Below are 12,958 nucleotides of genomic sequence, written 5' to 3' on the forward strand. Positions count from 1 at the left end.
ATGCCTGTCACCGATGTCACGCACGATCTCGAGACCCGCACCCTGACGATCACCGCCGACTTCGCGGCGCCGGTGGCGCGGATCTGGCAGGTCTACGCCGACCCGCGCCAGCTAGAGAAGGTGTGGGGCCCACCGACCTACCCCGCAACGGTCGTGGACCACGCGCTCGAACCCGGTGGACGGGTCACCTATTACATGACCGGCCCGGACGGCGAGAAGTTCGCCGGCTACTGGGAGATCTCGACGGTCGACGAACCGCGGAGCTTCGCGTTCGCCGACGGCTTCGCCGACGAGGACTTCACTCCCAATCCCGAACTGCCGGTGTCGCAGAACGTCTACACCTTCACCGAGCACGACGGCGGCACGCGGGCCACGTACACGAGCACCTACGAGACCGCGGAGGGCCTGCAGCAGGTGCTGGACATGGGAGTGATCGAGGGGGCGACGTCGGCGATCAACCAGATCGACGTGCTTCTCGCGCCCTGACCGCACGGCTCGACGAGGAGGTCGCGCGTCTCACCTCTAGTGGAACTGAAATCAATTCTATAACGTGTGACGCGCGACACCCGCGCGACGGGCGCCGCCCCAGCCCGCCCGCCGTCAGGAGTGCCGACATGCCCCAATCGCCCAACCCCAGTGCCGATCTCCGCTCCCTCCTCGATACCCGGAACAGTTGCCGTGCCTTCCTGCCGGATCCCGTTCCGCGCTCGACCATCGAGCAGATCCTCGAGACGGCGCAGCGCACGCCGTCCTGGTGCAACACCCAGCCCTGGCAGGTCGCGATCACCGAGGGCGAGGGCACCGAGCGCTTCCGGAAGGGACTCGGCGAGGCCGTGCGCACCTCCCCACACGAGCCCGACTTCCCGTTCCCCACCGAGTACCGGGGCGCCTACCAGGAGCGTCGCAAGGAATGCGCGATGCAGTTGTACGCGAGCGTCGGCATCGCGCCCGGCGACCGACAGGCGTCGGCCCAGCAGACGATGAAGAACTTCGACCTGTTCGGCGCTCCCCACGTCGCGATCATCACCACCGATGCCGCGCTCGGCGTATACGGCGCGGTGGACTGCGGCCTCTACGTCAACACCTTCCTGCTCGCCGCCCAGAGCCTCGGCGTCGCGGCCATCCCGCAGGCGGCACTGGCCGGCAGCGCCGCGTACCTGCGCAGCTTCTTCGACCTGCCCGAGGACCGGAAGGTGGTGTGCGCCATATCGTTCGGCTACGCCGACGAATCCCATCCCGCGAACGGGTTCCGCACCACGCGCGCCGACATCGGCACCGTCGCCACCTGGGTGTCCTGAGCCACCGCCCCTGACCGATGTTCGCGGCGCACTCGCCGCGCCGCTCGATCTCGAAACCGACCTCGAGGTGGTGGCGGAGGTCGGCCGCGGCGACGAGGTGGTGGTGGTGGTGGGGCACGGCGCGCAACCACCTGTCGTCGGCGATCGGCAAGACCGGGGCGACGAACCGCGCCGAGGCCGTACGGATCGCGGAGTCGAACGGCTGGCTCTAGAACGAACTCAGCGGCCGGTCCGGCAGTTCGGCCAGCGAACCGAGGGTGCCCATCTCGATCAGGTTGATGACGAAGGTGTCGTGATCGAGCGGAAGTTCGCCGCCACTGTCGAACGCGCGGGCCCGCGACGCCAGCGCCGAGACGATGAAGTTGGTCGTCAACCGGATCCGTTCCTCCCGCAGCGCCTCGCTCATCCCCGCCATGGACTGCCGGACGACATCCTTCGCCACCGCGCTCGCCGGCGAGTACCGGGCGTCCGCGAGACCGCCGCGCCGGTCGTAGACCTCGTCCATGATCTGCACGAAGTCCCGTCCTCGTTCGTCGAGGAGCTTTTCCGCCAGGGGAATCGTCATCGCGGCGATGGCATCGCGCAGCGCCTCCCGCGAAGGCTCCCGCCCGATGCACAACCGCTCGACGAGTTCGTCCATCCGAGCGCTGACGTCGGTCATGTGCCCGACCACGATCGCCTCGAGCAGTCCCTCGCGGGAGCCGAAGTAGTAGTGGACGGCCGAGTCGTTTCGCACCTCGGCCATCGCGTTGAGGTCGCGGATCCGCGCTCGCGCAATTCCTTCGCGCGCGAACAGGTACTCGCCCGCCCGCAGCAATCGCTCCCTTGCAGGAAGATTCGGAATCATGGCTTGACAGCCTAACAAACATGGTTAATGTGTTCCGCATCACTATTAACGACCCTCGTTAACTGTTTCCTTCTTCACGACTCGAGGCTCCACGGACGCCTCGCGTCGAGCTGGACACTGTCCGATGTCAGGACTCCCGAATCCCAACGCGCGGAGGGAATTCCCATGGCTGTACCCGAAGGAATCGACGTCACCGACGCTTCGACGTTCGAGGACGGAATTCCTCACGACCTCTTCGCAGAACTGCGGCGCACCGCACCGATCTGGTGGAATCCGCAGCGCCGCGGGGTCGCGGGCTACGACGACGAGGGCTTCTGGGTGGTGTCGACGCACGAACTCGTACAGGACGTCTCGCGACGAAACGACGTGTTCTCCTCATGGGAGAACACCGTCATGGTGCGCAACGCGGACGACGCGCCCCGGGCGCAGATCGAAGCCCAACGAGCCACCATGCTCAACAAGGACGAACCCGAGCACTCGGCACTCCGGCGCATCGTCACGCGCGGGTTCACGCCTCGAGCGGTCAACGGACTGCGCGCGGCGCTGGCCGCACGGGCCCAGGACATCGCCCGGACCGCGGCCGGCCTGGGCCGCGGCAACTTCGTCGAGGAGGCGGCGTGTGAGCTGCCGCTGCAGGCGATCGCCGATCTTCTCGGTGTGCCGCAGGAGGACCGCCGCAAACTCTTCGACTGGTCCAACCAAATGACCGGCCGGGACGATCCCGACGCCCATGGCGACCCCCTCGTCGCGGTCGGCGAGATCGCGGGGTACGCGTACGCCCTGGCCACGGAGCGTCGCGAACGTCCGGCCGACGACATCGTCACCAAGCTGGTCCGGGCGCAGGTCGAGGACGGCGCTCTCACCCCGGAGGAGTTCGCGTACTTCGTGATTCTGCTGGTGGTGGCGGGCAGCGAGACCACGCGGAACTCGATCACCCACGGGCTGATGGCATTTCTGGACAACCCCGAACAGTGGGAGCTGTACAAGCGTGAGCGGCCGTCGACCGCCGTCGACGAGATCATCCGCTGGGCCAGCCCCGTGCTGTCGTTCCAGCGGACCGCGACCCGCGACACCGAACTCGGCGGCCGCACCGTGCGGAAGGGCGATCGGGTGGTGATGCTGTACGCGTCCGCGAACTACGACGAAACCGTCTTCGAGGAACCGCGCCGATTCGACATCATGCGATCCCCCAACCCGCATCTGGCCTTCGGTGGTACCGGGGCGCACTACTGCCTCGGGGCCAACCTCGCGCGACTCGAGGTGGAGTTGATGTTCGACGCGATCGCCGATCAACTCCCCGACATCACCATCCTCGGTCCGCCCACCCGCATGCGTTCGGCATGGCTCAACAGCATCAAGGTGCTCCCGGTCGACTACGGAACCTGCCCGGTCGCCCACTGAGTCTTGCCCGTTGAGTCCTGCCCACCGACTGTTGCCCACTGTTGCCCACCACGGCAGAAGGAAGACGAATGACTGCCCGCTCAGTTGTGCCGAGTGGAGTGAACACGGACGTCACGACCACCGCCACCGACATCGCGACACTGCACCGCAGCCTCGAGGGCTGGATTCGGGCCCGGCTCGCGACGTCGACCGCCCGGGTCGCCGATCTGCGCATGCCGACGGAGTCCGGCATGTCGAGCATCTCGGTGCTGTTCACCGTCGAGTGGGACGAACACGGGGCCCGCCACCATGCCGATCTCGTCGCCCGGCTGGCCCCCGAATCCACCGCGCTACCCGTGTTCCCGGGATACGACCTGGAACGTCAAGCCGCCGTCATGCGCGTCGTCGCCGCCCACAGCACGGTACCGGTGCCCCGTGTGCGGTGGATCGAATCGTCGTCCGACATCCTGGGGCAACCGTTCGTCGTGATGGACCGCGTCGAGGGTGTGGTCCCGGTCGACAATCCCCCGTACGTGTTCGGCGGCTGGTTGCACGAGGCCACCCCGACGCAAAGGGATGCCCTGCAACGCGGTTCGGTCGACGTGCTGGCGGGAATCCACTCGATTCCCGACCCGGACTCGCTGCTGCCGGAGCTCGGGCGCGGCGCAGCCGACGACGCTCTGCGCACGCACGTCGACAACGAGCGCGCGTACTACGAGTGGACGCGCCGCGAGGACGGGCTGCGGATCCCACTGCTGGAGCGGGGGTTCGACTGGCTCGAGGAACACTGGCCGGACGCCCCGTCGGAGCCCGTGCTGTGCTGGGGAGACTCTCGCATCGGCAACATCATGTATCGAGACTTCGCGCCCGCCGCCGTCCTCGACTGGGAGCTCGCCGCACTTGCTCCGCGTGAGGTGGACGTCGGTTGGTTCATCTTCTTCCACCGGATGTTCCAGGACATGGCGGAACAGTTCGACCAGCCGGGTCTCCCGCACCTGTTCCGCCGCGCGGACGTCGTCGCTCGATACGAGGAATCGACCGGTGTGGAACTGCACGATCTCGACTTCTACCTCGTCTACGCGGCGGTCCGCCACGGCATCATCATGTCCCGGATCAAACGCCGCTCCATCCATTTCGGCGACAGCGCGGCACCGTCGGACCCCGACGAGTACATCCTGCACCACCACACGCTCCGCCGGATGATCGACGGCGAATATTCATGGGAGGCAAAGTGAACCCGGATCCGCTCGACGAGTTCCCCATTCATCAGTCACCGCTGTCGATGGCGCGCGTCGCCAGCAGCGACCGCAACTTCTACGACCGCTACTACTTCAACGGCCACGACCGCACGGGCGACATCTTCCTCGTCAGCGGGTTCGGCGTGTACCCGAACCTCGGCGTGCGCGACGCATTCGTCACCGTGAGGCGCGGCGAGATCCAGCGGTCGGTGCGGTTCTCGGATGCTCTCGACGCCCGCTCCCTGGACGTCGAAGTGGGCGGGTACCGCCTCGAGGTCGTCAAGCCGCTGCAGACCGTCCGGCTGATCTGCGATCATCCCGATCTGTCGGCGGACCTGGTGTGGGAAGGCGCGTTCCCGTCGGTCCTCGAAGAGCACCACGAGCTCATGGCCGGCCCCCGGCCGTCGCTCGACGCGAGCCGCTTCGCCCAGGTCGGAAGTTGGTCCGGAACCCTGAGCGTCGACGGCACCGACTTCGCCGTCGACCCTGCGGTGTGGACCGGCAGCAGGGACCGGTCGTGGGGGATCCGCCCCGTGGGCGAACGCGAACCGCTGGGCAGGATGGCGGACGAACCGGTCGGTGGATTCTGGTGGGCGTACGTCCCGCTGCGGTTCGACGACTACGCATTGATGCTCATCGCGCAGGAGGGGCCGGACGGGCATCGGACACTGAACCACGCGACCCGGACGTTCACGGACGGCCGCGTCGAGCAGCTCGGCTGGCCGCGTTTCGAGATCGACTACCGCAGCGGTACCCGCACCCCCGAATCGATCCGGATCCACCTCACCACCGCAACCGGCGAGCCTCTCGTGGTCGACATCGATCCGCTCGGATTCGTCGTCTTGCAGATCGGATCGGGATACGGCAGTGACCCGGAGTGGAATCACGGGCAGTGGCGGGGCCGCGGCTGGAGCTCGTCCTCGCTCTACGATCTGACCGATCCCGCACTGGCACCGCGGATTCCGCACGGCACAGTCGAGCACATCGCCCGCGCGACGTGCAACGGCGACGAGGGCTGGGGCATGTTCGAGCACGGCGTCGCCGGCCGTCACGACCCGTCCGGATTCCGCGACGGACGCGCGATGGCGCCGTAGGAATCGTTTCCCAATCACGCAGTCTCGGAACGGAAGAAGGATCGAATGACACGATCGTCACTTGTTCGGTGCGGCAGGGTGTTCACAGCGTTGGCCGCCGCGACGGTCCTGGTGGCCGGATGCGCAGGCGAGGGTTCGACCTCGGCGACCGACGCCTCCGATGTCACGACGGGCCTGGTCGGCGAGCAGTCCGACGGGGGCGACCCGGTCTCCGGCGGCACGCTGTCGTACGCGACGTACAACGCGGTGAGCAGCCTGGATCCGGCCGACCGGCAGGACGGCGGCGCGACCGGCGGCACCGAGATGGCGGCCATCTACGACGTCCTCGTGCGCTACGACACCGCGTCCAAGGAGTACCAGCCGCACCTGGCACAGTCGCTGACGCCCAACGGGGACAACACCGTCTGGACCCTGAAGCTGCGCGACGGGGTGGCGTTCACCGACGGCACCGTGCTCGACGCGGCGGCGGTGCAATGGAGCATCGACCACTACCTCGAGAAGAAGGGCACCCACACGCAGGTGTGGAAGGTGACGGTCGACAAGGTCGAGTCGCCCGACCCGTCGACGGTCGTGTTCACCCTGAAGCAGCCGTGGAACGAGTTCCCGATCATGTTCACGACCGGGCCGGGCATGATCGTGGCGCCCTCGTCGATGGCGAAGGGCACCTTCACCCCGATCGGCGCCGGACCGTTCACGGTCGAGAAGTTCGCCTCCCAGAACGAACTGGTGCTGGCCGCCAATCCGGGCTACTGGGACGGCAAGCCGAACCTGGACAAGTTGCGGTTCCCGGCCATCGTCGGCGAGCAGGCCAAGCTCGACGCGTTGCACAGCGGCGGCATCCAGGCCGCGTACCTGCGTGCTGCGGACACCGTGCACGACGCACTCGAGGCCGGGGACGTCGGCTACGTCTACACCGCCAGCATGGGTGGTGTGCAGGTACTGAACCAGCGCGAGGGACGCGCGGCGTCGGATCCGCGGGTGCGTGAGGCGATCGTCAAGGCACTGAACCCCGAAACGTTCAACGAGCGCGGCGAGGGCGGCTTCGGCATGCCGGGCACCGACATGTTCCAGTCCTGGTCGCAGTGGCACGGAGACGTGTCCGGCTCCACGTTCGACCCGGACACCGCGAAGAAGGTCCTGGCCGAGGCCAAGGCCGACGGCTACGACGGCAAGCTCACCTACGCGGGCCTCAACGAACCGGGCGCGCAACGCCGGGCACTCGCGATCCAGTCGATGCTGCAGGCGGTCGGGTTCACCGTCGACATCGTCTACAACAGCGGCATCAACGACCTGGTCAAGATGATGTACGCCAAGCACGATTTCGATCTGGGCGAGTCGGCGTTCAACGTCCTCGACGAGTCGCCTTTCATGCGGATGTACGGCAACCTGGCGAGCACGTCGGCCTCCAATGTCCTGGGCTACCAGAACCCCGAGATGGACGCCCTCCTCGGCAAGCTGCAGTCCGCGTCGAGCGACGACGCCCGCCGTCAGGTCCTCGAGGACATCCAGACACTCGTGAACGAGACCAACCCGATGATGGTCCTCGGCGCCGGTAAGTACTTCATCCCGTGGAGCAAGAACGCGCACGGCATCACGCCCAGCGCCGACGGCGTGCTGCTGTTCGGAAACGCCTGGCTCACTCCGGATTCGGCGTCGTAGCACCAACCGCACATTCCGCTACTCGATCCTCGATCGGGCGGACTCCACCACGGGGTCCGCCCGATCGTCGTTTCCGAGGGCCTATGCTGGACGGTGCAGCTGGTTCGCCGGGTGCGGTCGTGAGGAGCCCCGAAGACCGCCGCCGGCGTCGAAGCATCCGTGGTCGTCAGACCGGCGGATGTGAGAGGGAACCCGGTGGAAATCCGGGACTGTCCCGCAGCGGTGAGTGGGAACGACCGCCGTCATGAGCACTGGACCGACAGGTCCGGGAAGCGACGGCCAGTAGGTTTCGCCGGGTCGATTCCCGGCCGAGCGCCCGCGAGTCCGAAGACCTGCCGACTGTGTCGGGCACGCCGTGCCCGACGGTCCACCGCCTCGTGGAAAAGGCGAGATGGGCGATGCTCGGCACTTCGTGCTGCCCGCTGGCGGGTGCACCCAGGGCTCGCTTACGTTCTCGTCTGCCGGCGGTGACCATCCACGCTGTGAGCAACTGGAGAACGACGTGACATTCGCTTTCACCGCAACCGTGCTGGGCTCCCCGCGCATCGGGCCCCGCCGCGAGCTGAAGAGGGCCGTCGAGGCCTATTGGGCGGGGAACCTCGACGCCGCCGCACTCGAGGCGGTCGGCAAGGATCTGCGCCGACAGGCCTGGGCCGAACTGACCTCGGCCGGGATCGACTCCGTCCCGGTGGGCACCTTCTCGTACTACGACCAGATGCTCGACACCGCCGTCATGTTGGGCGCGCTGCCCGAGCGGGTCGCGGGGATCGACGACGAACTGGACCGCTACTTCGCGGCCGCGCGCGGCACCGACACCGTGCCGCCGCTCGAGATGACGAAGTGGTTCGACACCAACTACCACTACCTGGTCCCCGAGATCACCGCCGCGACCAGTTTCGTGCTGAACGCGGCCAAGGTGCTCGGGGAGGTCGCCGAGGCCCGCGCCCTCGGTGTTCCGGCCCGCCCGGTGGTCATCGGACCGGTCACCTTCCTACTGCTGTCGAAGTTCGACGACGGCTCCGCGCTAGATCGCCTGGACGAGATCGTGCCGCTGTACGCGGATCTGCTGAGCCGCCTCGCGGACGCGGGCGCCGAGTGGGTGCAGATCGACGAGCCGGCGCTGGTGGCGGACCGGACCGACGCCGAGCTGGCCGCGACGCGGTCGGTGTACGACCGCCTCGCCGCGCTCGACCACCGTCCCGCGATCCTCGTCGCGTCGTACTTCGGTGACCTCGGTGCGGCGCTGCCGGTGCTCACCTCGACCGGCATCGAGGGCATCGCCGTCGACCTCGTCGCCGGCTCCCTCGACGCGGTGATCGCGACGCCGGATATCGAACGCAAGCACCTTGTCGCCGGCGTCGTCGACGGACGCAACGTCTGGCGCAACGGGCTGGACGGGTCACTCGCCACACTCGAAACCCTGCGTGAGCGTGCGGGTTCGGTGGCGGTGTCCACGTCGTGTTCACTGCTGCACGTGCCTTACACGCTCGACGGCGAGGACGCGTTGGACGGCGCCCTGCGGTCGTGGCTGGCATTCGGTTCCGAGAAGATCGGCGAAGTCGCCACTCTCGCGACCGGCCTACGTTCGGGACGCGACGCGATCGCCGCCGAACTGTCCGAGGCGCGTGCGGCGGCCGCCACCCGCGCCGCCGATCCGCGACTGCACGACGACGCGATCCGCGATCGCCTCGCCGCCCTGACGGATGCCGACCGCACCCGTATCGCGGCGGCGGACCGTCGTGCCGTCCAGGCGAGTGAGCTGCCGCTGCCGCAGTTGCCGACCACCACGATCGGCTCGTACCCGCAGACCACCGCGATCCGGGTGGCCCGCGCGGCGCTGCGCACGGGCGAGATCGATCAGGCCGAGTACGTCCGCCGCATGCGGGCCGAGGTGGCCGACGTGATTGCGCTGCAGGAGAAGCTGGGCCTGGACGTCCTGGTCCACGGCGAACCCGAACGCAACGACATGGTGCAGTACTTCGCCGAGCAGCTCGACGGCTTCTTCGCCACCGCGAACGGCTGGGTGCAGTCGTACGGCAGCCGCTGCGTCCGGCCGCCGATCCTGTTCGGCGACGTGCGCCGCCCCGAGCCGATGACCGTCGAATGGTTCACGTACGCACAGTCACTCACCGACAAACCCGTCAAAGGCATGCTCACCGGCCCGGTGACGATCCTGGCGTGGTCGTTCGTGCGCGACGACCAGCCGCTCGCCGAGTCCGCCGACCAGATCGCCCTCGCGATCCGTGACGAGACGATCGATCTGGAGGCGTCCGGCGCGAAGGTCGTCCAGGTGGACGAGCCCGCGCTGCGCGAGTTGCTGCCGTTGCGCGCCGCCGACCAGCCGGCCTACCTGGACTGGGCCGTCGGAGCCTTCCGGCTGTCGACGGCGGGCATCGCCGACACGACCGCGATCCACACGCACCTCTGCTACTCCGAGTTCGGTGAGGTGATCGGGGCCATCGCGGGCCTCGATGCCGACGTGACGTCGATCGAGGCGGCCCGCTCGCACATGGAGGTGCTCGACGATCTCAACGCGGTCGGCTTCGACCTGGGCGTCGGGCCGGGTGTCTACGACATCCACTCACCGCGGGTGCCGTCCGTCGACGAGATCGCCGCGTCGCTGCGCGCCGCGCTGAAGGCCGTTCCGTCCGAGCGCCTCTGGGTCAACCCGGACTGCGGGCTCAAGACGCGCGGCCCGGTCGAGGTCGAGGCGTCGCTGCGCCACCTCGTCGAGGCCGCGCACGCGGTGCGGGCCGAACTCTAGGAGAACGAGTCCGGTGTCCCGGCCGGGACACCGGACTTCGCCCCAGTTCGAGGGCTTCGTCGGGCGAATTTCGAGCGAATTCGGGTCCGTACCCGAGTCCGATGCCGTAGCGTCGGCCGAAATCCCGTCTTGGACATCTGTCCACCTGGCGGCCCGGGGCATCTGAGAAGGAGTTCGACAGTGTCGAGGAAAAACACCTTGCAACGACTCGCAGCGGGCGCCGGCACCGCACTGCTCGGCATCGGCTTCGCCGCCGCGTTCGGAGTCACCACCGCCGAGGCGGCACCGGTCAGCAAGTCGACGAACTCCGGCGACTGGACGTTCAATCGAACGATCAGCAACGGCACTCCGGCCCCGGGTGAGACGATCACCGTCACCAACAACATCCGCTGGAACGGTGGCCTCGCCCCCACCATCAGCGCTCTCAAGGACATCCACCCCGCCTGCCTGGCCTACGTCCCCAACTCCTCACGGGTCAACGGCAACGGAGTCGGAACCACCACCCCCGACGCGACCACGGTGAGCATGAACGGATCCTGGATCCGCAGCGCCGTCGACCGCAACATCAGCTACACCGTCCAGTACACCGTCGGCGCGGACTGTGCCCGCGACACCGCCCTGACCACCGGCGCCGGAGTGAACTCCAACCAGGGCCTCGGCTCGACCAACACCAACACCGGACCCGCCGTGTCGGTGACCAAGAACGCGACCCAGACCACCGTCGCGGTCGCACCCGCGCCGCAGGCGACTCGCGCCTCCACCCTGACGGCGACCGTGTCGAACAACGCGACCGGATCGGTCGAGTTCTACAACAACGGTGCCGTTGTCGGCACCGGCAACGTGGCGAACGGCACCGCCGTCTACTCCTGGGTGCCCGCAACCGGCCAGGGTGGGGAGGCCTACTCGATCACCGCCAAGTACCTCGGCGACGCCACCAACGCCGTGTCGACGTCGACCGCGATGACCGGCACCATCGCCGCCGCGCCCACTGCACCGGCCGCTCCGACGAACGTCTCCGCCACCCCCGGATCGGTCATCGCGGGCAACGAGGTCACCGTCTCGGGTAACGCCGAACCCGGCTCGACCGTGAAGGTCACCGCGGGCGACAAGACCTGCACCGCGACGGCCAACCAGTCCGGGTCGTTCCACTGCAACATCATCACCACCACGGTCGGCACCATGAGCATCACTGCTGTGGCGACCAACGCCGTCGGCCCGTCCCCCGCCTCTGCTCCGGCGACGGTGACGGTCACGGCTCCGCCGGTCGGCAATTCCGTCCTCGTCGTCGACCCCATCTCGCCGACTGCGGGTACCCCCGCGACAATCTCCGTCGTCGGTGCCGACGCCAACTCTCACGTGGTGATCAAGAACGGCGGCGATACCGTCTGCACCGCGACCGCCGATGCGAACGGGACGGCCAGCTGCACCTGGACACCGACCGAGGGCACCCACACCCTGACCGCCCAGACCACCAGCAACGGCGTCTCGGCCACCATCACGAAGACCGTCACCGTCGGCGCGCCGTCCAACCCGGGCGGCCCCGACGACGGCGGCAACGGCCCCGATGACGGAGGGAACGGCCCCTCGAGCGGTTCACTCGGCTCACTGTCCGGCCTCTTCGGATCTCTCTGACCCCAGGATCCACGCGGCGCGAGCCCCCACCGAGACACATCTCGGTGGGGGCTCGCGCCGGTTGACGGGGTCTGCATCTCCGCCCCGTGAGGCCGGGGTGGGATGAAAACCTTTGTTATGGCAGGCTCACCTAATCAGTTCCGTCTGCTCGGGAGGAGTGCCATGACCGCGTTACTGGAGTTCCAACTCGTCGAGGTGAAGTCGACGCGCCTGATCACGCCGCACATGGCCCGCATCACGTTCGTCGGCGCCGACCTCCACCGCTTCGTGTCGGTCTCGCCCGACCAGCAGGTCAAGCTCTTCTTCTCCCGGACCGACGACGCCCCGGAGGTCCCGCCGCGCCCCGCGGACGGCGACATCCTCACGTGGCACCGCGCCTACCTCGCGATGCCCGACGACATCCGACCGTGGCTGCGCGCCTACACGATCCGCGCCCACCGCCCCGACGTCGCCGAGATCGACATCGACTTCGTCCTGCACGGCGACGAGGGCCCGGCATCGGCGTGGGCCGGGTCAGCGCAACCCGGACAGATCCTCGGCATGCTGGGGCCGTCCCCGAGTCACTACGCAACCATCGGCGAATACGACTGGCAGTTGCTGGTCGGCGACGAGACCGCGCTCCCGGCGATCGCATCGAATATCGAGGCGCTGCCGGACGGTGCACGGGCGACGGCCTACATCGAGGTCGCGAACGCGGACGAGGAACAGGACCTTGCCACCTCCGCCGGCATCCGGGTGCGCTGGATCCACCGCGACGACCAGGGACCGGACGCGCTACTCGACGCGCTGCGGGCCTCGGACCTTCCCGACGGCCGCGCCTTCGCGTGGATCGCGGGCGAGGCCGGCATGGTCCGGGAAGTCCGCCGACACCTCGTGAACGAGCGCGGCATCGACAAGAAGGCCATCGCCTTCACCGGGTACTGGCGTCGCGACCTCACCCAGGACGCCGCCCCGACCCCGGACGACGTGGCCGACGTGCAGGAGGCCCAGGCCGCGGCCGTGGGCGTTCAATAGGGTTCGGCGTGCGGGCCGGATCCGCCGAGAGC

At 68.2% G+C, this 12,958-nt stretch carries 10 protein-coding genes, 1 pseudogene and 1 riboswitch; of the genes and pseudogenes, 10 read left to right on the forward strand and 1 reads right to left on the reverse strand.

The features are described 5' to 3' along the window. The 3 genes and pseudogenes from ABEU20_RS12640 to ABEU20_RS12650 all read left to right on the forward strand — a co-directional run. Positions 1-486 carry an SRPBCC family protein gene (locus tag ABEU20_RS12640; protein WP_420164769.1) on the forward strand — a complete coding sequence of 162 codons (486 nt, stop codon included), beginning with the start codon at positions 1-3 and terminating at the stop codon, positions 484-486. Between the two features lie 128 nt (positions 487-614). Beyond that, the gene (locus ABEU20_RS12645; RefSeq protein WP_420164770.1) at positions 615-1,298 is read left to right on the forward strand and encodes a nitroreductase; all 684 of its coding nucleotides are present in this window, start codon (positions 615-617) and stop codon (positions 1,296-1,298) included. 10 nt (positions 1,299-1,308) lie between these two features. Continuing rightward, positions 1,309-1,401 (forward strand): annotated as a pseudogene (locus ABEU20_RS12650) (DNA-binding response regulator); the annotation flags it as partial. Positions 1,402-1,506: 105 nt separating this feature from the next. Here the strand turns inward: ABEU20_RS12650 and ABEU20_RS12660 are convergent. Further along, positions 1,507-2,145: a TetR/AcrR family transcriptional regulator gene (locus ABEU20_RS12660; protein WP_420164771.1), complete on the reverse strand. Its 639-nt coding sequence runs from the start codon at positions 2,143-2,145 to the stop codon at positions 1,507-1,509. A gap of 165 nt (positions 2,146-2,310) precedes the next feature. On the opposite strand from ABEU20_RS12660, the gene ABEU20_RS12665 reads away from it, so the two are divergent. The 7 genes from ABEU20_RS12665 (at position 2,311) to ABEU20_RS12695 (ending at position 12,926) form a co-directional block, all read left to right on the forward strand. Further along, positions 2,311-3,546, forward strand: coding sequence for a cytochrome P450 (locus ABEU20_RS12665; protein ID WP_420164772.1), 1,236 nt, complete (start codon positions 2,311-2,313; stop codon positions 3,544-3,546). A 68-nt stretch (positions 3,547-3,614) separates the two neighbouring features. Continuing rightward, entirely contained in the window at positions 3,615-4,760 is a 1,146-nt protein-coding gene (locus ABEU20_RS12670; RefSeq protein ID WP_420164773.1) for a phosphotransferase family protein, read from the forward strand. Beyond that, positions 4,745-5,857, forward strand: coding sequence for a DUF7064 domain-containing protein (locus ABEU20_RS12675; RefSeq protein WP_420164774.1), 1,113 nt, complete (start codon positions 4,745-4,747; stop codon positions 5,855-5,857). The genes ABEU20_RS12670 and ABEU20_RS12675 overlap by 16 nt, the downstream gene beginning before the upstream one ends. Positions 5,858-5,902: 45 nt before the next feature. Next, positions 5,903-7,516, forward strand: coding sequence for an ABC transporter substrate-binding protein (locus ABEU20_RS12680; RefSeq protein ID WP_420164775.1), 1,614 nt, complete (start codon positions 5,903-5,905; stop codon positions 7,514-7,516). 160 nt (positions 7,517-7,676) lie between these two features. Beyond that, positions 7,677-7,854, forward strand: a riboswitch (cobalamin riboswitch). 164 nt (positions 7,855-8,018) lie between these two features. Further along, entirely contained in the window at positions 8,019-10,280 is a 2,262-nt protein-coding gene (gene metE / locus ABEU20_RS12685; protein ID WP_420164776.1) for a 5-methyltetrahydropteroyltriglutamate--homocysteine S-methyltransferase, read from the forward strand. Between the two features lie 198 nt (positions 10,281-10,478). After that, positions 10,479-11,912, forward strand: a complete 1,434-nt coding sequence (locus ABEU20_RS12690) for an Ig-like domain repeat protein (protein WP_420164777.1) — start codon at positions 10,479-10,481, stop codon at positions 11,910-11,912. A gap of 162 nt (positions 11,913-12,074) precedes the next feature. After that, positions 12,075-12,926 carry a siderophore-interacting protein gene (locus ABEU20_RS12695; protein ID WP_420164778.1) on the forward strand — a complete coding sequence of 284 codons (852 nt, stop codon included), beginning with the start codon at positions 12,075-12,077 and terminating at the stop codon, positions 12,924-12,926. Positions 12,927-12,958 lie beyond the last annotated feature (32 nt).

The organism is Rhodococcus parequi, assembly GCF_046042785.1.
Taxonomy (GTDB): Bacteria; Actinomycetota; Actinomycetes; order Mycobacteriales; family Mycobacteriaceae; genus Prescottella; species Prescottella parequi.